Origin of the sequence: Bradyrhizobium sp. (genome assembly GCF_027307225.1) — a bacterium.
Lineage (GTDB): Bacteria > Pseudomonadota > Alphaproteobacteria > Rhizobiales > Xanthobacteraceae > Bradyrhizobium.
This window is the reverse complement of record NZ_DAHUXJ010000139.1, coordinates 19,448-42,088: the sequence shown is the minus strand read 5'-3', so window position 1 is coordinate 42,088 and position 22,641 is coordinate 19,448. Positions and strand designations below refer to the sequence as shown.

Sequence of the window (22,641 nt, the reverse complement as noted above, 5' to 3'; positions counted from 1 at the left end):
CTGAAACATTCTTACAGCGCGTGCGTGGGGACCATCGCTTCGATGATCACCCCGCCCTCGCCGGACGCGACGGTCAAGGTTCCACCCAGCGCCAGAATACGCTCGCGCATTCCTGTCAAGCCGAGGCCGAATTTCTGGTCCGGCTTCAACCCGCGGCCATTGTCGCAGACGCGCACCAGCGCGTAGTCGCGATTACCCTTCGTACCCGCCGGCGGTTGCGCAGGTTCAATACTCACATTGACGGCCGTCGCCCTGGCGTGGCGGAACACATTGGTCAGCGCCTCCTGAACGACGCGATAGATGGTGAGTTCGGCGGTCTCGCCGGTTTCACCAAGCGAGTTCGAAATGGTTGTCTCGATCTCGACGTCGGGATGGGATTCATTCCACAGCCGGAGCAACGCGCCCAGTGCCTCGCGAAGACCAAGTTCGGCCAGGCCCACCGGCCGCAGCCGCTCCAGGATTCTACGGGTGAACTGCTGAAGCGCGTGGACCTGCTCCAGAATGGCGCTGCCATGCTTGTGCACACCGTCCGCGTCCGGTGCGGATGTCTTGCCAAGCCTCATCAGGGCCGCGGCATGCACGCGCAACGCAAACAGATAGGGGCCGAATTCGTCGTGCAGTTCGCGCGCGATTTCCTCGCGCTCGAGGTCCTGAAGCGAGATGGCACGCTCGGCAAGCTGCCGCTTTTCTTCGACAACTTCACCCAAGGTCGCTGCAAGATGGTTCAATTTGGAGCAGATGGCCGCGAGCTCGGGAGCTCCGAAGGGCCTGATATACGCGCTATAGGAGCCGGCCTCGATTTCCGTCATGGCATGCGAGAGTGCCTGCAGCGGGGCCAACGCGCGGCCGACGACGGTCATGGTGATCAGAAAGAGAGCCAGTGCAACCGCGGATCCAACCTCAAGCTGGGTCAGGATGCCGTCCCAGATTTCGGCGATCTCGTCGTTCGGTATGGAGGTAATGACGAGCGCGGTGGATTGGCCGCGGATCGAAATCGGAACGCTGACCGACGTTGTTCCGGGGTGGATGAATGCGGTGAACCAGGCGGGCACCGAACGCGCCTCGTCGTCTTCGTCATGTGTATCAACCGGAGCGGCGGCACTGGCTTCGCTCAGCCGCATGATGCTGACATGGCGCAGCCGCTTGAGGTCTCCGACGATCTGATCCAGCCGCGCCTCAGGATCAGGCGCCTCGCTCAGGCCGCCGACGATGGTTTCAACGAATTCGCGCGCCAGCCGCGTCACGCTCTGATCTTCGGCTTGAATGCGGGGCCCCGCTTCCAGGACCAGCCGCGCCACGTTGACCGCGAGACCCAGTGTCAGCACCAGTGCCAGCAGCAGGTTGATGCGGGACCGCAACGATAATCTCTGCCACATGAAGTCCCCCATTTCATCGAATTCTGTCATTCGGCGCCAGCGTTGACAGGCGAGAAAGGCGCCTGTCTAATTCAAGCGTACCGCATTAGGGCCGAGGTTGCATGGCGCGTTGAGTATTCGACGCCAAGCCTCGCGCGATGCGGTGCAACATTGGCCCTAGTGGCGTAGGCGAACATATATGCGCATTCTGATCGCCGATGATCATCCGATCGTTGCGTCCGGCTGCCGCACCGTGCTCGCCGACGAGCCCGATATTGTCCTGATGGAGGCGCCCGACGCCGACAGCGCGGAGCACATCTTTGTCACAGAACGTCCCGATGTCTGCCTGATCGATATAAACCTGCCGACCGTATCCGGCTTCGAACTGGCACGCCGTGTGCTGGCTCACGACGCCAAGGCGCGCATCATCATGTTCAGCATGAATGACGACCCGGTCTACGTGGCTCGCGCCATCGAGGTTGGCGCCAAGGGCTTTGTTTCCAAAAACGGCGATCCGCAGAATCTGGTCGATGCAATCCGGGAAGTCGGAAAAGGCGGCGTATATCTCCCGCCCGCGCTGGCACAAGACATGGCTTTCGCCGGCCCGAAGCTCGCCAGGAATCCATTGTCCAAACTTAACTCGCGCGAAATGGAAATCCTGCGCTTGCTCAGCGCGGGCAGGAGCCTTTCCGAGATCGCCTGGATGATTCATGCGCCTTACAAGACGGTCGCGAATACGTCGGCGATTATTCGCCAGAAGCTCGGCATGCGAACCGCAGCCGAATTGGTGCGCTTTGCCATCGAGAGCGGCGTGGCCTAACAACGAGTTGCTGAAGAGATCGGAGGCGCGCGATGGCGCTGCAGACACTTTCGCTTAACAGGTCCTATGGCGGCACGCAGGGTGTGTACCGCCATGCCAGCACTGAAACGCAAACGGATATGACCTTTTCGGTTTATGTCCCGGAACACCGCGAAGGCACAAAGTTGGCAGCGGTCTGGTACCTATCGGGACTGACCTGCACCCACGCCAACGTGACCGAGAAAGGCGAATTTCGAAACGCGTGCGCCGAGCACGGTTTGATCTTCATCGCCCCCGACACCAGCCCGCGCGGTCAGGACGTGCCCGGCGATCCCGCAAATTCCTATGATTTTGGCTTGGGCGCCGGCTTCTATGTCGATGCAACGCAAGCGCCCTTCGAGCGCAATTACCGCATGTGGAGCTACGTGACCGAGGAACTTCCCAAGCTCGTCGCGGAACATTTTCCCGTCGACGCTGGCCGGCAATCGATCATGGGACACTCGATGGGCGGCCACGGCGCGCTGACCGTCGCCTTACGCCATCCCGGCCGCTATCGTGCGGCGAGCGCGTTTTCCCCGATCGTCGCGCCATCGCGCGTTCCCTGGGGCATCAAGGCGCTCGGTGGCTATCTCGGCGGCGACAAGGCCACATGGCGTAAGCATGACACCGTCGCCCTGATCGAGGATGGCGCCCGGTTTCGCGAATTCCTGGTCGATTACGGCGACGCCGACCAATTCCTCAACGAGCAGCTTCGTCCTGAACTGCTGCAAGCCGCCTGCGAGAAGGCGAGCATTCCCCTCACCTTGCGACGACAAAGCGGCTACGACCATAGCTACTACTTCATCTCGACTTTCATGGGCGATCATTTGCGCTGGCACGCGCAGCGGCTGAAGGCCTGATCCGCGTCTAGCTAACGCGCCGCCGGTGCGCCGTAATTGGGTGCGAGCAATCGTTCGTGAATCAAATAGCGCATCGTGCGTGACCACGATTCGTCGGTATTGCCACGCATATCGGCACTCGCCGCGGTCACGAGGCGGCCAGTATGAACGTCACGCAAGTAGAGATTGATATTGAGAATGAGGTTGGAAACCTTTTGCACCAGGCCCGTCATTTCGAGATCGGCGTTGAGTTGCTGAGCCAGCTTAACGTCACAGCCGCCGCAGGCCTGCAAATTGCTCTGATGCGCCGCAACATTCACAGGGGCGATATCGACAATCCGGAACTTGCCGGACTCGCCCAGTTCCTTCCGCAACTGATCGCCGGCGCGCAGCAGCCGCTCTTGTTCGTCCGCGCGAGGGCCGTTCATCTGGCCCTGAAGGCTTGTATCGAGCATCTCAAGATCGAAGACGGCGAGCCGCGGCGGATCGGCCGCCCTTGTTGGCGCCGACCCGATCGGCATTAGCAGCAGCGCGAAGACAATGAACGCTCGCATAATCGTGACTCACAACAATCTGCGTCGATGTAACGACAAAAGTGGGCTTGCAAGCCTGAACAATCTGGTCTTGGTTCAAGACAAGAGTTCTCTGTTTTAAGGAGAATCGCAAGGGAGACGCCATGATCCGAGCATTGATTGGCGCGATAGGCCTCATCTTCATGGCAACTCAGGCGTTGGCGACCGACCCGCTCGAGGTCGGTATCGGCTATCTCCGCCATGCCGGCGTCAAGGAAACGTTGTCGCTCGTCGAACAGCCTGCCCAAAACAACGGCGTGGCTGGCGCGCTCCTTGCAATTGAAGACAACAACACCACCGGCAAGTTTCTCAACCAGCACTTTACGCTGACCGAGGTGCGGCTTAAGCAGGGTGACGACGTCGCCGCGGCAGCGAACAAGCTCGCCGACCACGACGGCTTCATCATCCTTGATCTGCCGACGGATGAAACATTGAAGGTCGCAGATACCCTGCGGGATCGCGGTACGGTGCTGCTTGATGCGGGATCGATTGACGATCGCCTGCGCGAGCAGGATTGTCGCGCCAATGTGGTCCACGTCGCCCCGACTCGTACGATGCTTGCCGACGCGCTTGGGCAATATCTGGTCTGGAAGCAATGGAAGCGCTGGCTGCTCGTGGTCGGCTCGCACGACAACGACAAGCTCTATGCCGATGCGCTACGCCGGACGGCCTCGCGCTTTGGAGCGAAGATCGTACAGGAGCGGACGTTTCAGGACACCGGAGGTGCGCGACGTACCGATAGCGGCGTCACGCTGATCCAGCGCCAGATGCCGGTATTTACCCAGCAGGCGCCGGCTTATGACGTGCTGGTCGCCGCCGACGAGAGTGAGGTCTTCGCATCCTACCTGCCGTATCGAACCTGGGACCCGCGCCCGGTGGCCGGATCGGCCGGCCTGGTTGCGACAAGCTGGGACGCATCGCACGACCAATGGGGAGCGACCCAGATCCAGAATCGTTTCGTGAAATTGAATTCGCGGCACATGACGGCGCTCGATATGCAGGCATGGACCGCCACGCGAATCGTGGGGGAAGCCGTCTCGCGCACCAATTCCGGCGACCCGAAGACCGTGTTCGCCTTTATCAAGGGCAAGGACTTCTCCGTAGCCGCCTTCAAGGGTCAGCGGCTTACATTGAGGGACTGGAATCTGCAGCTCCGGCAACCGATCCTGCTTTCCGACGGCCGCATGGTGGTGTCGGTTTCGCCGCAGGAAGGATTTTTGCACCAATTCTCGGAACTCGATACGCTCGGCATCGATCGACCCGAGACCAAGTGCAGGTTGCAATGACCGCGGAGAAATCGCAGATGCGGCGTTACTGGCTCCCTTTCCTATCGGTGCTCTGCTTCGCAGCGGCGAGTCCAGCCCACGCCTACATCGCCTATATCTCGAATGAGAAGGGCAACACGGTTTCAGTCATCGACACCGACAAGTGGGCCGTAACCGCCACCATCAAGGTCGGACAGCGGCCGAGGGGAATTGAATTCACCCGAGACGGCAAATTCGTGATGGTCGCGGTCGGAGACGACGACACCATTCAGGTGATCGACACTAAGACCCAGCAAATTGTCGACACCCTGCCCTCCGGCCCCGACCCTGAACTGTTCACGCAGGATGCGGCCGGAAAAACGCTCTATGTTGCCAACGAAAACGACAACACTGTCACCGTCATCGATATCCAGAAGCGGACCCGGATTGGCAGTATTCAGGTGGGCGTCGAGCCCGAAGGCATGGCGATCAGTCCAGACGGAAAGATCCTGATCAATACGTCCGAGACGACCAACATGGCGCACTTCATTGACACGTCGAAACGCGAGGTGGTCGCTAGCGTCCTGGTCGACCCCAGGCCGCGCTTTGCCGAGTTCAAGCATGACGGCTCGGAACTCTGGGTGTCCTCGGAGATCGGCGGCACGGTCTCGATCATCGACCCCGTCAAGCATGTCGTCACCGGCAAGGTCACCTTCAGCATTCCCGGTCTGCGAAGTGAGGCCATCCAGGCCGTCGGGCTCGGCATCACAAAGGACGACAGGACCGTTTTCGTGGCCCTGGGTCCGGCCAATCGGGTTGCGATCGTCGACGGCAAAACTCATGAAGTCAAAAAATATCTCCTCGTCGGGCAGCGGGTCTGGCATATGGCGTTCACGCCGGACGAGAAATATCTGCTGACCACCAATGGCATCTCCAACGATGTCTCGGTGATCGACGTGGCCGCGCAAAAGGTCATCAAGACAATCCAGGTCGGGGAGCTTCCGTGGGGCGTGACGATATCGCCATGACCGCGACCGATACATATAAGGAAGCCGGTATTCGGTCGCAGGCTGCCGCTTCGGAGCAGGACGCCACGATGCCGCCGGCTTTGTCGATCCGTAACGTCAGCCACTCCTATGGCACGCGACGCGCCTTGATCGACGTCACCTTCGACGTGGCACCAGGGAGCTTCACGGCGCTGCTCGGTCTCAACGGCGCCGGGAAAAGCACGCTGTTTTCACTGATCACGCGACTGTTCGGAATCCGGGCTGGAAGCATCGGCATTTTCGGTCACGATATCGGCCGGGCGCCGGGCGAAGCTCTTCGACTGATGGGTGTCGTGTTCCAGCCGCGCACGCTCGATCTCGACTTATCGGTGATGCAGAACCTGCTCTATCACGCGGCGTTGCACGGTATTGGCCGGCGCGATGCCCGATCGAGGAGCAACGAGGTGCTGGGGCGCATGGGGCTCGCCGACCGCGCCGGCAGCAAGGTGCGTGACCTCTCCGGCGGGCAGATGCGCCGGATAGAGATCGCGCGAGCCTTGCTGCACCGGCCGCGCCTGCTCCTGCTCGATGAGGCGACCGTCGGGCTGGACGTCAAGGCTCGCGCCGACATCCTTAGCCATGTCCGCCAGCTAGTTACCGATCAAGGCATCGGCGTGTTGTGGGCGACCCATTTGTTCGACGAAATCATCCCGAGCGACAACCTCGTCATTCTGCATCAAGGCCGAGTCCTTGCTCGCGGCCAGGTCGCGCGGGTGCTCGATGAAGCCGCTACACCAGATGTCAACGCGGCATTCATGCGCCTGACAGGCGTCCAGTCCGGGAGCCTGGCATCATGAGCGCGACAACCCTCGGTCAGGCCCGGCGCGGCTTCTCATTGGCGGAATACACAACCTGCCTGACCGGCATCGTATGGCGCGAAGCGCTGCGCTTTCTGCATCAACGTGAGCGCTTCGTCGCGGCGCTGGTGAGGCCATTGGTGTGGCTCTTCATCTTCGCTGCCGGGTTTCGCCAGGTGCTTGGCGTCTCGATCATCCCGCCTTACGAGACCTATGTTCTCTACGAGGTCTTTATCGCGCCAGGCTTGATGGCGATGATTCAGATGTTCAACGGCATGCAGTCTTCGCTTTCGATGGTCTATGACCGCGAGATGGGCAATATGCGAACATTGCTGGTAAGCCCGTTGCCGCGCTGGTATCTGCTGTTCTGCAAGCTCCTCGCGGGCACGGCGGTGTCGCTGCTGCAGGTTTATGCGTTCCTGCTCATCGCCTGGTTCTGGGATATCACGCCGCCGACAATCGGCTACCTCACCGTACTGCCGGCCCTGATCCTGTCCGGCTTGATGCTCGGTTCGCTCGGCATGCTGATCTCCTCCGGAATCAAGCAGCTTGAGAATTTCGCCGGGGTCATGAACTTCGTGATCTTTCCAATGTTTTTTGCTTCGTCGGCGCTGTATCCGCTCTGGCGCGTCCAGGAAGGCAGCCCGATGCTCTATTACGTCTGCCAGTTCAATCCATTCACCCACGCGGTCGAACTGATCCGCTTTGCGCTTTACGGTCAGGTGAACTGGACCTCGCTGATCGTGGTAAGCGGATGTACCACCGCCTTCATGATCGGCGCCATTTACGCCTACGATCCCTCGCGCGGCCTTGCGCGACGCGGGCCCGCCGGAGGTGAGACATGATTTTGCGGATTGGGATCGCACTGCTTGCTATCGCCGCCACGACGCAGCTTTGCCTGGCTGCCGATCCGCGCTACCCCGACTGGCCCTGCGCCCAAGCCAAGGTCCCGGAAATCTCGCTCGCTGCGGTATGGGCCGGGCCGCCGCTCGGCGACGCCGATCAGAAATGGAAAGATGATGCCAAGGTCAGCGCGCTGGTGGAAAAAGTGGCGGCCAGAAAGGTTCCGATCGAGGACGCCGAGAAGGCGATCACGGATTTTCTGGCGGCGCCCGGCACCGACAAGGTAACTGCCGGAAAGCTGGTGTTTGCCGGCCTGTTCGAGCGGCTCAACGCCGAACGCTCGTCGGTTATGAACGGGCTCGAACGGGTGACGCGCAAGCAGCGTCAGGCAGCTGAGAAGGTACGCGACGACACCGTCGCGCTGCAGGCGCTGCAGGATGCCACCACGCCCGATCATTCCAAGATCGATGAACTGAGCAACCAGCTCGTATGGGAAACGCGGATTTTCGAGGACCGTCGCCGCGTGGTCAAATTCGTCTGCGAGGTGCCGACCACGATCGACAAGCGTCTGTTTGCGCTTGGCCGCGCCATTCAGCAGGATATTCAATAGCCCTCGGTTATCTCACGCTCAGCGGCGGTTGTCGCGGCTCGGGCTGCGCCTCGACCGTTGGCAGATTGGCACGCTGCCAGCCATCGGTTCCGTCTGGATACCAGGCGACATTGGAATAGCCGTAGGACTGGGTTCGCTTGGCGGCGTTCCACGACATCCAGCAATCGGCCTGGCAATAGACGACGATCAAAGCAGCGTGATTGCCGCCGGTGGCGCGTGACAGCCCCTGCCGCAGATATTCCTCCGTCGCTGCCGCGAGCGCGCCGTATCCCGTATCCGGCAACCAAGTGCTGCCGGAAATGTTGAAACGCGGCTTGTCACGCCAGACCGTGCCTGCGGGGAGATTTGGCGGCCTTGGCGGACGGGGCAACACGTCGATGAACACGCCCGTCTTGGCGCGCCAGATCGTTTCGGCCTCCGCAGTCGTCAGAACACGCGCGCCCGAAAGGGTATCTGGAACGAGCGCGCGGTAATCTTCGGTGCGGTAGCCGCTGGGCTCGGGGACAAGCTCGTCTGCGCGTGCGGCGACGGTCAGCACCATCGCCACAAGCATCAGGCGAGCTGCGTAGGCAATCATGGCGACTTCGACGCCGTCTCCGTCTTAATCGGCTGATTATTCTCGTCGAGCAATGGGACCCCGTACCCAACCAGAATCTTGTTGATCTCGCCCTGGTTCTCCTGGATCAGGCGGTTGAGCAACCGCTTCCAGTTCTGATCGGCGCGCCGAACACCCATCCCGATGCGATAAACCAGCTGAGGTCCGGTCTTCTCCTTCACCAACGGCGTGACGTGAAGCGGCGGATCGGACTTCTTGGCGTAAAAGCCCGCCATCGGTCCCCACAGAATGGCGGCGTCGATGTCGCCTTTGTTCAGATCGCCAATCATCGCTTCGGCCGATGAATCGACGCGGGTGTCGATCATCAGCGGATAGGGCTTTGCATTCGCCATGAGGCCGTTGACCGCCATGTTGGTCGCCGGCGGCGTGCCCGCCACGATGCCGATGTGCTTTCCCTTGAGGCGAGCGTCATTCAGGTCCGTGACGTCGTTGAGAGCCGACCCTGACTTGGAAATCAGCGCGTAAGCGGTGCGGTAATATGGATTGGTTCCCTGAACGAGATCGTCGCCTTGCGGGAATCCCATAATCACGTCGCAACGATGAGCGCCGAGCGTCATCCGGACAAAGCCGGTCGCCTGCGGGTAGTACATGTAGTCGATCTTCTTCTGCAGCTTTGCTGCAAATAACTCGGCGAGCTTGTTCTCGAACCCCTCTCCCTTCTCGTTTGAGAACGGCAGGTTGCGCGGGTCGGCACAAACCCTCAGCACCTTGGGATCGACAAGCTCGATCGAAAGATCGAGACCTCCATTATCCGACTGCGCACGCACCCAATTTGCGCCCGCAACAGTTGCGGCGATCGCCAAAAGCGGAATTAGAAAATAAGGTTTAAGCGGGGCATGTTTCATCACTTGCTGTCCTCAGCTTGCGCCACGCTCCCCTCAAAATGCTATGCTGCCCCATCGGCGCGCGCAACAGGATAATCCGCCACGGAACGACACGCACCATATTGAAAGATCAGACAAAAGGATGAGTTATCGCCTCACGCTGTTGGCCCTGGTTGCGTTCATCTTCTTGCCGTTTGCGCGTGCGCAGCAGCCGGAACTGTCGGTCACGGAAATCGCGCCCGGCGTCTTCGTCCATGTCGGAGCGATCGCGCTGATGACGCGCGAGAACGAGGGCGCCATCGCCAATGTCGGCTTTATCGTCGGCACGGACGCGGTCGCAGTCGTCGACACCGGCGGCAGCGTTCGGGAAGGACGGAAGCTCCTCGCCGCCATCCGCGCCCTTACGGATAAACCGATCCGGTATGTCATCAACACGCATGGTCATCCAGATCATGTGTTCGGCAATGCCGCCTTTTCCGCAAGCGGAGCCACTTTTGTCGGCCACAAGAATTTGCCGGAAGCATTGCGCACGCGCGGTCATTTTTACATCGATAACTTCCGCAGGATCATGGGAGACAGCTTGATCGATGAGGTCCGGATCGTGCCTCCGACGCTACTGGTCGAAGGAACGCTCAAGCTCGATCTTGGAGGGCGCACTCTCCTGTTGCAGGCGTGGGCGCCGGCCCACAGCGACAGCGATCTGACCGTGTTCGACGAAAAATCGAAGATCCTGTTCGCCGGTGACCTCGTCTTCATCGACCATGTCCCGGTCATGGACGGTAGCATTCGCGGCTGGCTGGGCATTATGGACGACCTGAGCCGGCAACCCGCTGAGCGCGTGGTTCCAGGTCACGGTCCCGTGAGCCAATGGCCGGCGGCGCTTGGCGACGAGCGACGCTACCTCGAAACGCTTGCCGCGGATGTCAAGGCGTCGATCACGAAAGGCGTTCCGATCAGGGCGGCAGCCGATACCGCTGCGGCGTCGGAACGATCACGGTGGCAGCTGTTCGACGATTACAACGCCCGCAACGCGACCGCAGCATATTCGGAGATTGAGTGGGAGTAGCCCGCGAGGTAGTCTGGGTCAAAATCGCAGCTGCTTCGATCCCTGTGCAAGGAGCGCGACATGTTCCGTCTTCGTCTGCTATGCCTGCTGGCGCTTCTTGGCGTCGCCTTGGGAATACGTGTCGCGCCTGCCGGCGCGGCTGAACCGGTTGATCCCTGGCCAGGCCTCGTCCAGGACATCTTCAACAATCGTCCGATGAACGACGGCAGCAATGTGATCGCTATCGAAATGCCATACCGCGCCGAGGATGCGGCGATCGTGCCGGTGACGCTGCGTTCGAAGCTAGCGCCGGACGACGCGAGGCGCCTGAAAACGATTACGCTGGTAATCGATCAGAACCCGGCCCCGATGGCCGCAAAATTCGAACTCGGGTCCGACGCAAAGGTGTCGGAAATCTCCACGCGGGTTCGTGTAAACAGCTACACCAATGTCCATGCGGTGGCCGAGCTCAGCGATGGCAAGCTCTACATGGTGAAAACCTTCGTCAAGGCGTCAGGAGGTTGCTCGGCGCCGGCGGCGAAGAACGCTGAGGAAGCGCGAAATCACCTCGGCCAAATGAAATATCGGCAGTTTGCCCGGGCCGAGCAAGGCCCCACCAATGGCGTCCGCGAAGCGCAGATCATGGTCGGCCACCCCAACAATTCGGGACTGCAGATGGACCAGATCACGCATCTCTACGTCCCGGCCTTCTTCATCGATGAACTGCATCTCTGGCAGGACAACAGCCCCATATTGTCGATGGAGGGCGGCATCTCCATCTCCGAAGACCCCAATATCCGCTTCACCTATGTCTCGAACGGAGCAAAGACGTTCCGCGCCGAGGCAAAGGACACCTCGGGTCACGTCTTTGAAAAGCAATGGAACGTCGACCAATCTGGCAGCTGACTTGGCGCTGACTTGGCCTGAGCCATTAACGCTGGCCTAGAAGCACCTGACTTCAGCTTCGGCCTGCGCGCGCCTGAGATCGTCGAGCGCGTTCTTGGCCTCCTCCGACGAGCGGAATTGAGTGCCGAGGTTGCCTCGGACCTGGGACATGCTGAGCACCGTCTCGGCCGTAACATAGCGCTCATAAGGCAACAGGGAAGCGATGACGTCGATCGAGCAGGAGCACTGCTCGATCGTTTGCCGCGCCTCGCCGTTGGCTTTCATGCAGCCGAAAACATATTCGGCGCGAGCTGACGTTGGATAATCGTTGTTATCGTCGGCATGCGCGGCCGCGGCCATCGCCACGAGTGCGCCCAACACAACAACAACACGCCGTATGCTTCCAACTGACGTCATGACGGTTCTCCGGAAAAGCAAAAGCTATGCTATCGCTTGTCTCCTGAAAAGACGGCATTCGCCGAAATGGCTACAATGCCGGAAGCACCGGACAGTCTGGGAGGCCACATGTTGCGCACGCCAATAGCGATCTGCCTGTCTCTGATTTGCCTTCCCGGCGCGGCGATGGCGCAGGGCAAGGGAATCCGGCTCTGGAACCTGACGACGGCCACTATCTCGGGCTTTCAACTTTCGCCCGCCGGCAAGAATGAGTGGGGTCCTAACCAGACTCTGAACGACAAGGACAAGGAAGTCGACCACGACGAACGGCTGCGCATCACAGGCGTTGAGCCAGGCCGTCACGACGCCAAGGTCAGCTACCGCGATGGCAGACAGTGCTTGGTGCGCGATATCGAAATCAAGGCCGACGCCGTTTTTTCGGTCGCCGACAAGGATCTGAAGGATTGCAACAAATAGCAACCTCGCCGGCTAGTACCGCCGATCTGAAGTCCCTGCACCACAAGCGGCGAATTCGATCAGGGACTTCAGATCGATGAAGCGGTACTAGAATCAATAAGTTTGCTAGTGCCCATGACTTTCCGAAGTTCGTGAAGGTGGGTGCTGCGATGGAGCACGAACTTCGGAAAGTGGGCACTAGGCCGCTGGAGGCCTCGCTCAGCTAGATTCTTTCGCGGGTGTGCGGATATTCGCAGCGCCACTTCACCGCGGTCCATTTCGGATGCTGGCCGATCCATTGCGCGATATAAGGCGGCGCGCTCATCGCGCATTGCTGCAACGAAAAATCCGCCGAAAAGCTCAGGTGCCTTTCCTCGCAGGTCGTCGGCGAGACCACTGCGCAAACTGTAATGACCAGCTCGATTATATTCATGCCGATTTCCTCCGGCGTCACTCCGGTATCGATACCATTATAGCCAGCTACGCAGCCGTCCGAAATCGGGTTTCATTCCAAACGTAAGTGCATATGACTTGTCTATGCAGCTTGCGAAGCTCTGAATCTACGCACTAGAAGTTCAAGCCAAACACTAGTCGCGCCTGCTGGCGTTCAAAATTCACGAGATCAAGGGCCGCGCCCGAAGCGGCCGGCCGGCCCCATGCCTGGAAGCTCCAACTCGCCGTGATGCGTGCGCGTTCCGAAAGCTGGAAATAGGCGGTCGGCCCCACGAAGAATGCCTGGCCCGCAAATTCGTCCAGGCCGATCCCCTCAAACTGGCGGAAATAACGCGCCTCCCCTCCGAGCAACAGACCAGGACGCACTTGCGCCATGACCCCGAATGCAGCGGCAAGCGTCGAATCCTGCTGCTCGGTTGGCGTGGCCGCGAGATGCGTCCATTCCGGCTGATAGCTGAGGTTGAGGGTAGCGATCGCGAGGTTCGGGATCAGATCCCGCTCCAGCGCTAGTGTCAACTCCGTTCCGTAACCGCGCATCTGCAGTCCGCTGATCTCGTCAAAGCGGATGCCGTGGGTCTCGACCGCCAAGGTCAGACCGAAGGGAGCCGTTTCGCGGTCCAGGAATTTATAGCGCAAATCCAGTGAGGCCCCTTGCAAGCCGGCCCGGTTCAGGTTCGCCAGGCCCGGAACGGACGAAATATCGTAAGCCGCCAGCGTCGTGCCTAGCTCGACGCGGAAATTCCGGAAGGGCACGAATTCCATCTCAAGCTCCTGGTTGAGAGCTTGGTAATTTCCCCCCTGCTTGGAAAATCGGCCCGTGGCCGTGGTCTGAAACTCGTGCTCACCGGGATCGCCGACATCCGTACCGATCATGAAGCCGTAGATGTGCTCGGTGTCGATCGCTTCATTCTTGGTGTTAGGCTCTTCAGCGAAGGCGCAGGCAGATTGCAGCAAGACGCACAGCGCCGCCGCCGATAGTGCTCTTGGAGTGATGGTCGGTCCTGCGTCGCAAGCCATCAACATGAATCTCAGAGATGGTCGATCGAAGCCTATCACAGGCTCGCGGCCGAAAGCCGTTAAGCTCGCAGGGAAATTTGCGGTGACGGGGAGAAAGGAATTCGAATGCGGCAGGCTTCAGCGCCTGCCACGGCTCGCGGCAGGTAACTGCCGAAGCCGGGCAGAACGCTTCGCGGTTACTTGCGTGCCGCGCAGGCGTACATATTGATCTCCATGCCGACCGGCACTTCAACGATCTTTGGAGTCTTCCAAGTCATTTGGGTCTCCTCAGTAATGGTGCAAACGCTCGCACCGGCGCGGAACGTAAAACCGACGCGCGTTTGACGCAAGGGCCCGCGTGACGAGTTCTTATCGGAGCAAACGGAGCAGCGCCCGTCCCGCCGGCGTTCGCAGCTCTTTCGCGTCCAGTGTGCCGTCGGCATCACGGTTGGCTGCGTGGAAACGCTTTTCGACAACGGCAAGGTACTCATTTAGGGACAACGTGCCGTCATGGTCGGGATCGACGGCGGCCAACTCACGCGCACTCAGCCAGCCTTTCAGTTCGCGTTTGTCGAGGGTCCCGTCGCGATCGGGATCGAGCCGCGCAAAGACTTCTGCAGCGGCTTTCTTGACCTCACCGAGATCAAGCGTCCCATCCGAATCCAGGTCGAACATCTTGATCGGATCGCTGGCGGCAACCGCCCGTCCGGACGATCCGGTGGCCAAAAACGCAGTCGATATCAAAAGGATAGAGCGGCGACTTATCATTGTGACCTCCGGTGCAAGAAAATTCAGACGATCAGCCGGAATGATAGTTTGTCGGATTCCGGGTGGCGACAAAACTGCCGAGCCTGCTAACGGCCGACGGAAGCAGTTTCGAGGAGGCTCCGATGGGCCTGCGTTTTCAGGCAATTGTCGTCACGTTCGCGTTTATCAGCGTCACCTCTTGCGTAACGGCGCAAGAGGTACGCAATTTTAAACGCACCGTCGCGACTGAAATGGCGCGGCCAACGCTGACCGGCAAGGAACGGCTTGGCCGAAAATGGTCAGACGAACAGCGCATCGACAACTGCCACGTTCCACTCGACAAACGAGGTGCGAAGAAACGGCCGAGCGCGTGCCCGAACGACCCGTCGAGCTGATCAGACGCCGTCTGGGATATCCGCAGGTACGCCAGTGCCGTGCTGGCCCTTGTGAATGGCGGACGGAGATACGCCGAAGCACTTCCTGAACACGCGGCTGAAGTGTGACGAACTGGAGAATCCCCAGGAGAAAGCGACGTCGGTGATGGTCTTGCCACCGTAGTTCTCGAGTTCCTGACGGCAATGCTGCAACCGCGCCCGCCAGATGTAGTCGCTGACCGTCATGCCCCTCTCGCTGAAGAGCATGTGCAGGTAGCGCTTGGTGCAGCCGAGCGAGGTCGCAATCTGGTCGATGCAAAGGTCCGGATCGCGCAAATGCTCGCGGATAAAGGCCTGTGCCCGCACATACATCGCTTCCGGACCGGCACGATCGAAGGCTGCATCGGCCTCGCGCAGCGGTAGCAGCAACAAGTCAATCAGCGTTTCAGCTACACCGGCTGCGCTGTTTGCCGACAATTTGTTGGCCTCGTCGAATGCCGCCTGCACGAAGTCATGGGCAATACGGCCCGTGCCCGTCAGCGCCGACAGCTTGCAGGCCGTCATCCTGTCGAAATTAAACCCGCGCTCGCGTAACAGCTCTTTCGGCACGATGACGACCTCGTGCCGCGTCAAGGATGGGCTGATGATCGTGTGCGGTGATGAGACGTCGTAGGCGAGACAGTCGCCGGGCTTGATCTGGATCTGGCAGCCGTTTTGTTCGAAATACGAGATCCCGTAAGTCTGGAACAGGATTTTGACGTAGGGGTGTTCGCTCGTATAGCTCGGTGACGTAACGTGTGCGATCCGATGCTGACTCACTTCAATTTGACACAGCTTCAATTTTGAAACCGTGGTGTAGTTAATCCGTGCATCCAGTTTCGACGCTTCGAGCGGATCGACAGAAAACTGGCCACAAAGATCGGTCAGCGCATCTGACCAATATTGAAGCTGCCTCTTCGGCCCCAATCCCACCGTACTGAGCGAATGAACTGTGTCAGGCATTTGCCGGCACCGGTTTGAGATCAACCGTGACCCTCCACGATTGGTCACGGATAAGCGATTTCCAAGGCCAAGTTGAGGCGGCCGAACCTGGAATCGCGGGCGTTCCTCTTGCTGTCTTTAGGCGATCCTCTGTCCAAGTTTCAGCGCCGTCAAGGAAAACCTCCCGCTGAGGCGTTGAATGCCCGCATCAAGGGGGAACCGAACGGCGCCACCGGCAGTCGTGGGCGAAAAAGTGGGAGCAAAAAAGTTAATCGCGCTTCGCTATTGAGCAATCCGGATTCGCTCTCGGGCAAGTCGCAGCCTTTCGAAGAGGATAGAAATTTAGGCAATAAAGCTCGAAATCGGGCCGCACCCCTGCGGCACCCTAAGCTCAAAACCTGGGAGGAACCACGATGCGAAAGGTACTACTCGCGACTGGTCTCGGCGCAATGGCGGCCATGGCCGCAGGAAGCGCTGTAGCCAATGACGAAGTGCACCGGATGACTCAGAATCCGGCTGAGTGGGTGATGCAGGCTGGCGATTACGCCAACACCCGCTATTCCAAGCTGAAGCAGATCAACGCGTCCAACGTCGGTAAATTGCAGGTCGCCTGGACCTTCTCGACCGGCGTGCTGCGCGGTCACGAAGGCGGACCGCTCATCGTCGGCAACACGATGTACGTTCACACGCCCTTCCCGAACAAGGTCTACGCTCTCGACCTTTCCAACGAGAACAAGATCATCTGGATGTACGAGCCCAAGCAGGACCCGAACGTCATCCCGGTGATGTGCTGCGACACCGTCAACCGCGGCCTCGCTTACGCCGACGGCAAGATCTTCCTGCATCAGGCCGACGACAAACTCGTCGCGCTCAACTCGAAGAACGGCAATGTCGAGTGGACCGCGGTCAACGGCGATCCGAGCAAAGGACAGACCGGCACCTCGGCGCCGCTCGTCGTCAAGGACAAGGTATTGGTCGGCACCTCGGGCGGCGAATTCGGTGTCCAGTGCAGCATGACCGCCTACAACATCAAGGACGGCAAGCAGGCCTGGAAGGCCTATTCCGAAGGTCCGGACGATCAGCTCCTGTTCGACGACAAGACCACGTCGCTCGGCAAGCCAGTCGGCAAGGATTCGAGCTTGAAGACCTGGGAAGGCGATCAGTGGAAGATCGGTGGCGGCTGCACATGGGGCTGGATTGCCTATGATCCGTCGCTTGACCTCGTCTACTACGGATCGGGAAATCCCTCGACCTGGAATCCGAAGCAGCGGCCCGGCGACAACAAATGGTCCATGACCATTTTCGCCCGCAATCCCGAGACCGGCGTTGCGAAGTGGGTCTATCAGATGACGCCCCATGACGAATGGGACTATGACGGCGTCAACGAAATGATCCTCACCGATCAGTCGATCGACGGAAAGCCGCGCAAGCTGCTGACCCATTTCGACCGCAACGGTCTCGGCTATACGCTCGACCGCACCAACGGCGAACTGCTGGTTGCGCAGAAGTACGATCCGAAGGTCAACTGGACCTCCGGCGTCGATATGAACAAGAGCTCGCCGACCTACGGACGGCCGAAAGTGGTCGACGAATACTCGACTGACAAGCAGGGCGAAGACCACAACAACAAGGGTATCTGCCCGGCCGCGCTCGGCTCCAAGGACGAGCAGCCGGCAGCCTACTCGCCGGACACGGGCCTGTTCTACGTTCCGACCAACCACGTCTGCATGGACTACGAACCGTTCAAGGTGAGCTACACCGCCGGTCAGCCCTATGTGGGTGCGACTCTATCGATGTATCCGCCTCCCGGCGATACCAACATGGGCAACTTCATCGCCTGGGATAACAAGACCGGCAAGATCGTCTGGTCGGACAAGGAACAGTTCTCGGTCTGGTCAGGCGCGCTCGCGACCGCCGGTGGCGTCGTGTTCTACGGCACGCTGGAAGGCTACCTGAAGGCAGTCGATGCCAAGACGGGCAAGGAACTCTACAAGTTCAAGACTCCGTCCGGCATCATCGGCAACGTCACGACCTACGAGCACAACGGCAAGCAGTACATTGCCATACTGTCCGGTGTCGGTGGTTGGGCGGGCATCGGCCTTGCGGCCGGCTTGACTGATCCAACCGCCGGTCTGGGTGCCGTCGGTGGCTATGCTGCGCTGAGCAACTATACCGCGCTCGGCGGAACGCTCACCGTATTCGCACTGCCGCAGTGAGCTGAAAGCTCTCGTCTCCGGTGCGCGGGTTTACCCCGCGCACCGGAATGACGCGACATCGATAGCCGAGGACAAGCTTTTGCGTATCATCTGCCTACTGACCGCAGCGGCCATGCTGTTCGCTGCAGGAGGGATAGCCTTCGCCGATGGTTCGGGCGACCCGGCTTCCGTGAAGAAAACCGACCAGGGCGAGTATTTCGACAAGCAAGGAAACCCGACTTACAAGATCCAGCCGGATGGTACGGTCGATTGGTACACCTATTCGGGATATCGCCGCTATCACTCGACCTGCCATGTTTGCCACGGTCCCGACGGCATGGGATCGAGCTACGCGCCCGCGCTGAAGAACTCGCTGAACACGATGAGCTACGGCGAATTTCTTTCGATCGTTGCGAGCGGCCGCAAGAACGTCAGTACGTCGCAGGATAATGTGATGCCGGCCTTTGGTAACAATCCGAACGTGACTTGCTATTTGGACGACATCTTCGTCTACCTGCGGGCTCGCTCTGACGACGCATTGGCGCGCGTGCGCCCGGCCAAACACGAGGACAAAACTCCGGCTTATGTCAAAGCTGAGGACTCCTGTATGGCCGCCAAGCACTGAAGTTGAGCAAGACAGGATCAGACCATGAAGACACGTGCCGCCGTCGCATTTGAAGCCAAGAAGCCGCTGGAAATCGTCGAGCTGGATCTCGAAGGACCTAAGGCCGGCGAGGTTCTCGTCGAAATCAAGGCCACAGGCATTTGCCATACCGACGCCTACACGCTCGACGGCTTCGACAGCGAAGGAATTTTCCCATCGATCCTTGGCCACGAAGGCGCGGGTATCGTGCGAGCGGTCGGCGCTGGCGTCACGTCAGTCAAGGCTGGCGATCACGTCATTCCGCTGTACACGCCGGAATGCCGTCAGTGCAAAAGCTGCCTGAGCCAGAAGACAAATCTTTGTACGGCGATCCGCACCACCCAGGGCAAGGGCCTGATGCCGGATGGCACGTCGCGCTTCAGCTACAAGGGCAAGACCGTTTATCATTATATGGGGTGCTCGACTTTCTCGAACTTCACGGTCCTGCCGGAAATAGCGGTCGCAAAGATTCGCGAGGACGCCCCGTTCGACAAGAGCTGCTACATCGGCTGCGGCGTGACGACGGGCGTCGGCGCGGTGGTGAACACCGCCAAGGTTACGCCCGGCGCGAATGTCGTCGTATTCGGTCTCGGCGGCATCGGGCTCAACGTAATCCAGGGCGCCAAGATGGTCGGCGCCAACAAGATCATCGGCGTTGACATCAACGACTCGAAGGCGGATTGGGGCCGCCGGTTCGGCATGACAGACTTCGTGAACCCGAAGAAAGTTTCGGACGACATCGTGCAGCACCTGGTGTCCCTCACGGACGGCGGCGCGGACTTCACATTCGACTGCACCGGCAACACCACCGTCATGCGCCAGGCGCTCGAAGCCTGCCACCGTGGCTGGGGCGTATCGGTTGTGATCGGCGTGGCGGAGTCCGGCAAGGAAATTGCCACGCGGCCATTCCAGCTCGTCACCGGCCGTGTCTGGAAAGGCACAGCGTTCGGCGGAGCACGCGGGCGCACCGACGTGCCGAAGATCGTCGACTGGTACATGGATGGAAAGATTCAGATCGATCCTATGATCACGCACACCCTCAAGCTGGAAGACATCAACAAGGGCTTCGATCTGATGCACGAAGGCAAATCAATCCGTTCAGTCGTCGTGTACTGACCAACAAAAATTTCAAGCGCAAAGGAGGATAGCCTCATGAACGTTCATATCCATCCCTCGGTCGACAATGGTGTGAAGAAAGGCTCTGGCAGCTTTGCCGGCGGAACGCTGGTCTGCAAATGCAAGGACAAGCCGGTCAAGGTCGGCATCAAAGGCGACGTCGCTCACAACCACGCCTGCGGATGCACGCAGTGCTGGAAGCCCGATGATGCCGTTTTCTCGGTGGTGGCCGTCGTGCCGCGCCAGAACGTGACGGTGCTCGAGAATAGCGACAAGTTGCACATCGTCGATCCCTCGAAGACCATCCAGCGATACGCCTGCAAGGTATGCGGCACGCACATGTATGGCCGTATCGAAAACAAGGGACATCCGTTCTACGGTCTCGATTTCATCCATCCCGAACTGTTCCAGGAATCGGGCTCTGCGGCACCGGGATTTGCGGCGTTCGTTTCCTCGGTCATCGAGTCCGGCGTCAAACCGGAGCAGATGGATGCAATTCGCGGCCGGCTCAAAGAACTGGGACTTGAACCCTACGATTGCCTGTCTCCGGCGCTGATGGATGCCATCGCTACACACGTGGCGAAATCAAAGGCAGCCTGATCCGCGAGGCAGACAACAAGGAGAAATCGCCGGATATCTCAATCGTAATGACGGCGTGGATCGATCAAGCAAAGCCGGCCTTCTCCCTGACCGGCAAACACGACGGGTCTTGGCTCAGCCTCCTCCCGGACCCGAAGAACTATAGGCCTCGCTCGCATTTTGCAGCGAGGCCGTCCTTTATTGTGTCGGAATGCACAATAGAGGCTCGGGCCGTTGGCCGGATGCCATGCTCGTCTTCCAGACGAAATCGCCGGCCGTTGCAATGCCGTCAGCATCAAGCCGCCGGCACTGCCCTGCCCCAACCCGCTTTTGCTACCCTGGGCTCAAACCTCGGCCGCAGTCTCACTGGCCAGATTGACGATAGCCGCGCGCAAACGGCTGTTCGACACCGGCTTGTGCATCAGGAGACAACCGCTCGCCATCGCTTCGCGAATCCGGTCGGGGGCAGTGTCGCCGGTAATCAGGATCGCCGGAATGTCGCTGTTGAACTCGGACCGTAGCCGTTCGATCGCGGCGATGCCGTCTTCGTCGTTACGCAGACGATAGTCTGAAATGATCAGGTCCGGTGTGCTGGTGAAGGTTGCCGCGCGCTCCAGCATTTCGGCGCAGGAGCCGGTGGCGACGACCTGATGCCCCCAGCCGGTCATCAATGCAACCATCGCTTCCTGGATCGCAACCTCATCGTCCACGACCAGGATCAACATCGAACGGTGCGCGACCAGAGAAGCTTCCCGAGGCGGGTCGATGGAAGCCTCTTTCCGTGCGGCCGGCGCGACCGACAGCTTGAATGCGGACCCCTTGCCGAGCCGCGATTGCATCCGCATGGGTATATCGAGGATTTTCGTCAGGCGCTGCACGATCGCAAGGCCAAGGCCTAGCCCCCGCGTGCGGTCACGCTCCGGGTTTCCGATCTGGTAGAACTCCTGAAATATCTGGTCGTGCTGATCGGCCGAGATGCCGCGCCCTGAATCCCACACTTCGATGCTGAGCCGAGCGCCGCGCCGGCAGCCGACCACGACACGTCCATTATCGGTATAGCGGACCGCGTTGGAAACGAGGTTGCGCAGGACACGCTCGAGCAATACCGGATCGGTCTGTACAGTCAGGCTGCATGGAACAAGACGCAGCGCGATGCCCTTGCGATCAACCTCCGGCATTTCGTCGCGGCAGATTCGCTCCAGCAGCGGCTGGATGGCGAAGGCGTGCGGCCTGCTCTCGATGACGCCGGCATCGAGACGGGAAATGTCGAGGATCGCGGCAAACAGGCCATCGAGTGCGCCGACGGAGTTCTGGATTTGCCGGACCAGCCGGGCGCTGGCTTCATCGAGTGGCCGATCTCGCAGTGCGCCGACGAACATGCCGAGCGCATGCACCGGCTGTCTCAGGTCATGGCTTGCCGACGCCAGAAAACTCGACTTGGCGACATTGGCCGCATCGGCAAGCTCCTTCTGACGCAGCAGATCGTTGGCAAGATCGAGGTTGGCAAATTGCAACTGGAGCGAGTCGACCAGAAGCTGGCTGAAGGAATTGGCAAGAACTGCAACGACGGCGATCCAGAGAACCGCAAGGATAGCGTAGGTCCAGTGCAGCAGGTCTCCGTAAAGCGCCGACCAGACACCAGTCGGGACCATGATAGCAAAGAGGTTGCAATAGTAAGACGGCAGATAGGTGCCGAATGCGGTGATCGAGCCGGCAGCCAGCGCCGCGCAGGTCAGAAGGACTATGAACTGATATTCCGGGCGGAGCGGGTCCATCAAAAACAGCGCTCCCACGCCCCAGCACGAGCCGCCGACAAGTGAGGTTGCCAGGGCCCAGAACGCCCAGCGGCGCCACTCTTTCGCCGGTCCTTGTGCCTTCTTGTAAATCCCGATCAAAACCAGCCGAGCGAGCGTGCTTGCAGCCAGTGACAAAAGGAAGATGCTCGCGGTACGCAAGGATGTGGCCTTTTCATAGACCAGCATCGCCGACAGGATTGCGGCAGCGAGCATGCCGCCCACTGTTCCGGGAGTCGAATTGCGGTAGAAGCCGGCAATCTGCTCAGCACGCAATTCGTCCAGACGCTGCGGAGAAACGGCGATTTTCATTGCGGATGGACCCACCTGTCGCGGCCGCACTGGCCGAACCAATGTAGCGGCGCGACTATAGGTGCTATCGGCCGAAATCCAGAGCA

General features: G+C 59.9%; 26 protein-coding genes. 15 read left to right on the top strand and 11 right to left on the bottom strand.

Features of this window, described 5'->3' with window-relative positions:
• Positions 1-11: 11 nt before the first annotated feature.
• On the bottom strand, positions 12-1,376 hold the full coding sequence (locus M6D32_RS23080) for a histidine kinase (protein ID WP_298260604.1): 1,365 nt from the start codon (positions 1,374-1,376) through the stop codon (positions 12-14).
• 178 nt (positions 1,377-1,554) lie between these two features.
• Between M6D32_RS23080 and M6D32_RS23075 the strand changes: the two genes are divergently transcribed.
• Complete coding sequence (locus M6D32_RS23075) at positions 1,555-2,175, top strand: response regulator transcription factor (protein WP_298260602.1); 621 nt, start codon at positions 1,555-1,557, stop codon at positions 2,173-2,175.
• 32 nt (positions 2,176-2,207) lie between these two features.
• Positions 2,208-3,053, top strand: a complete 846-nt coding sequence (gene fghA / locus M6D32_RS23070; protein ID WP_298260600.1) for an S-formylglutathione hydrolase — start codon at positions 2,208-2,210, stop codon at positions 3,051-3,053.
• An 11-nt stretch (positions 3,054-3,064) separates the two neighbouring features.
• Here fghA and M6D32_RS23065 read toward each other — a convergent pair whose 3' ends face one another.
• Positions 3,065-3,586, bottom strand: coding sequence for a DUF3280 domain-containing protein (locus tag M6D32_RS23065; RefSeq protein WP_298260598.1), 522 nt, complete (start codon positions 3,584-3,586; stop codon positions 3,065-3,067).
• Between the two features lie 122 nt (positions 3,587-3,708).
• Between M6D32_RS23065 and M6D32_RS23060 the strand changes: the two genes are divergently transcribed.
• From M6D32_RS23060 to M6D32_RS23040, 5 genes are all read left to right on the top strand, one after another.
• Positions 3,709-4,890: an ABC transporter substrate-binding protein gene (locus M6D32_RS23060; protein ID WP_298260596.1), complete on the top strand. Its 1,182-nt coding sequence runs from the start codon at positions 3,709-3,711 to the stop codon at positions 4,888-4,890.
• Between the two features lie 17 nt (positions 4,891-4,907).
• Complete coding sequence (locus M6D32_RS23055) at positions 4,908-5,876, top strand: YVTN family beta-propeller repeat protein (protein ID WP_298260697.1); 969 nt, start codon at positions 4,908-4,910, stop codon at positions 5,874-5,876.
• Between the two features lie 68 nt (positions 5,877-5,944).
• Complete coding sequence (locus tag M6D32_RS23050; protein ID WP_298260695.1) at positions 5,945-6,691, top strand: ABC transporter ATP-binding protein; 747 nt, start codon at positions 5,945-5,947, stop codon at positions 6,689-6,691.
• Positions 6,688-7,536: an ABC transporter permease gene (locus M6D32_RS23045; protein WP_298260594.1), complete on the top strand. Its 849-nt coding sequence runs from the start codon at positions 6,688-6,690 to the stop codon at positions 7,534-7,536. The genes M6D32_RS23050 and M6D32_RS23045 overlap by 4 nt, the downstream gene beginning before the upstream one ends.
• Positions 7,533-8,144, top strand: coding sequence for a hypothetical protein (locus tag M6D32_RS23040; RefSeq protein WP_298260592.1), 612 nt, complete (start codon positions 7,533-7,535; stop codon positions 8,142-8,144). Before M6D32_RS23045 ends, M6D32_RS23040 begins: the two co-directional genes overlap by 4 nt.
• Positions 8,145-8,151: 7 nt before the next feature.
• Here M6D32_RS23040 and M6D32_RS23035 read toward each other — a convergent pair whose 3' ends face one another.
• Together M6D32_RS23035 and M6D32_RS23030 are read right to left on the bottom strand one after the other, a co-directional pair.
• On the bottom strand, positions 8,152-8,721 hold the full coding sequence (locus M6D32_RS23035) for a PQQ-dependent catabolism-associated CXXCW motif protein (RefSeq protein WP_298260590.1): 570 nt from the start codon (positions 8,719-8,721) through the stop codon (positions 8,152-8,154).
• Positions 8,718-9,605, bottom strand: a complete 888-nt coding sequence (locus tag M6D32_RS23030) for a substrate-binding domain-containing protein (protein WP_298260588.1) — start codon at positions 9,603-9,605, stop codon at positions 8,718-8,720. The genes M6D32_RS23035 and M6D32_RS23030 overlap by 4 nt, the downstream gene beginning before the upstream one ends.
• Positions 9,606-9,726: 121 nt before the next feature.
• On the opposite strand from M6D32_RS23030, the gene M6D32_RS23025 reads away from it, so the two are divergent.
• Positions 9,727-10,650 (top strand): quinoprotein relay system zinc metallohydrolase 2, encoded by a 924-nt coding sequence (locus M6D32_RS23025; RefSeq protein WP_298260586.1) that lies wholly within the window; start codon positions 9,727-9,729, stop codon positions 10,648-10,650.
• Positions 10,651-10,710: 60 nt separating this feature from the next.
• Complete coding sequence (locus M6D32_RS23020) at positions 10,711-11,535, top strand: quinoprotein dehydrogenase-associated SoxYZ-like carrier (protein ID WP_298260584.1); 825 nt, start codon at positions 10,711-10,713, stop codon at positions 11,533-11,535.
• A gap of 36 nt (positions 11,536-11,571) precedes the next feature.
• Here M6D32_RS23020 and M6D32_RS23015 read toward each other — a convergent pair whose 3' ends face one another.
• Positions 11,572-11,874, bottom strand: a complete 303-nt coding sequence (locus M6D32_RS23015) for a hypothetical protein (protein ID WP_298260693.1) — start codon at positions 11,872-11,874, stop codon at positions 11,572-11,574.
• Positions 11,875-12,039: 165 nt separating this feature from the next.
• Here M6D32_RS23015 and M6D32_RS23010 point away from each other — a divergent pair, with 165 nt between their 5' ends.
• On the top strand, positions 12,040-12,387 hold the full coding sequence (locus M6D32_RS23010; RefSeq protein ID WP_298260582.1) for a hypothetical protein: 348 nt from the start codon (positions 12,040-12,042) through the stop codon (positions 12,385-12,387).
• 202 nt (positions 12,388-12,589) lie between these two features.
• Here M6D32_RS23010 and M6D32_RS23005 read toward each other — a convergent pair whose 3' ends face one another.
• The 4 genes from M6D32_RS23005 to M6D32_RS22990 form a co-directional block, all read right to left on the bottom strand.
• The gene (locus M6D32_RS23005) at positions 12,590-12,799 is read right to left on the bottom strand and encodes a hypothetical protein (protein WP_298260580.1); all 210 of its coding nucleotides are present in this window, start codon (positions 12,797-12,799) and stop codon (positions 12,590-12,592) included.
• Positions 12,800-12,933: 134 nt separating this feature from the next.
• Positions 12,934-13,836: a hypothetical protein gene (locus tag M6D32_RS23000; protein WP_298260578.1), complete on the bottom strand. Its 903-nt coding sequence runs from the start codon at positions 13,834-13,836 to the stop codon at positions 12,934-12,936.
• Positions 13,837-14,012: 176 nt separating this feature from the next.
• Entirely contained in the window at positions 14,013-14,093 is an 81-nt protein-coding gene (gene pqqA / locus M6D32_RS22995; RefSeq protein ID WP_035721241.1) for a pyrroloquinoline quinone precursor peptide PqqA, read from the bottom strand.
• 91 nt (positions 14,094-14,184) lie between these two features.
• On the bottom strand, positions 14,185-14,583 hold the full coding sequence (locus M6D32_RS22990; protein ID WP_298260683.1) for an EF-hand domain-containing protein: 399 nt from the start codon (positions 14,581-14,583) through the stop codon (positions 14,185-14,187).
• A 122-nt stretch (positions 14,584-14,705) separates the two neighbouring features.
• On the opposite strand from M6D32_RS22990, the gene M6D32_RS22985 reads away from it, so the two are divergent.
• Positions 14,706-14,957, top strand: a complete 252-nt coding sequence (locus M6D32_RS22985; protein ID WP_298260576.1) for a hypothetical protein — start codon at positions 14,706-14,708, stop codon at positions 14,955-14,957.
• Here M6D32_RS22985 and M6D32_RS22980 read toward each other — a convergent pair whose 3' ends face one another.
• Positions 14,958-15,938, bottom strand: a complete 981-nt coding sequence (locus M6D32_RS22980) for a helix-turn-helix domain-containing protein (RefSeq protein WP_298260681.1) — start codon at positions 15,936-15,938, stop codon at positions 14,958-14,960.
• A gap of 392 nt (positions 15,939-16,330) precedes the next feature.
• Between M6D32_RS22980 and xoxF5 the strand changes: the two genes are divergently transcribed.
• The 4 genes from xoxF5 (at position 16,331) to gfa (ending at position 20,471) form a co-directional block, all read left to right on the top strand.
• Positions 16,331-18,133: a lanthanide-dependent methanol dehydrogenase XoxF5 gene (gene xoxF5 / locus M6D32_RS22975; protein WP_298260574.1), complete on the top strand. Its 1,803-nt coding sequence runs from the start codon at positions 16,331-16,333 to the stop codon at positions 18,131-18,133.
• Positions 18,134-18,245: 112 nt separating this feature from the next.
• Complete coding sequence (locus M6D32_RS22970) at positions 18,246-18,737, top strand: c-type cytochrome, methanol metabolism-related (protein WP_298260679.1); 492 nt, start codon at positions 18,246-18,248, stop codon at positions 18,735-18,737.
• 24 nt (positions 18,738-18,761) lie between these two features.
• Entirely contained in the window at positions 18,762-19,871 is a 1,110-nt protein-coding gene (locus tag M6D32_RS22965) for an S-(hydroxymethyl)glutathione dehydrogenase/class III alcohol dehydrogenase (protein WP_298260572.1), read from the top strand.
• Positions 19,872-19,907: 36 nt separating this feature from the next.
• Complete coding sequence (gene gfa, locus M6D32_RS22960; RefSeq protein ID WP_298260570.1) at positions 19,908-20,471, top strand: S-(hydroxymethyl)glutathione synthase; 564 nt, start codon at positions 19,908-19,910, stop codon at positions 20,469-20,471.
• Positions 20,472-20,794: 323 nt separating this feature from the next.
• On the opposite strand, the gene M6D32_RS22955 is transcribed toward gfa, so the two are convergent.
• On the bottom strand, positions 20,795-22,555 hold the full coding sequence (locus M6D32_RS22955; RefSeq protein WP_298260568.1) for an ATP-binding protein: 1,761 nt from the start codon (positions 22,553-22,555) through the stop codon (positions 20,795-20,797).
• Positions 22,556-22,641 lie beyond the last annotated feature (86 nt).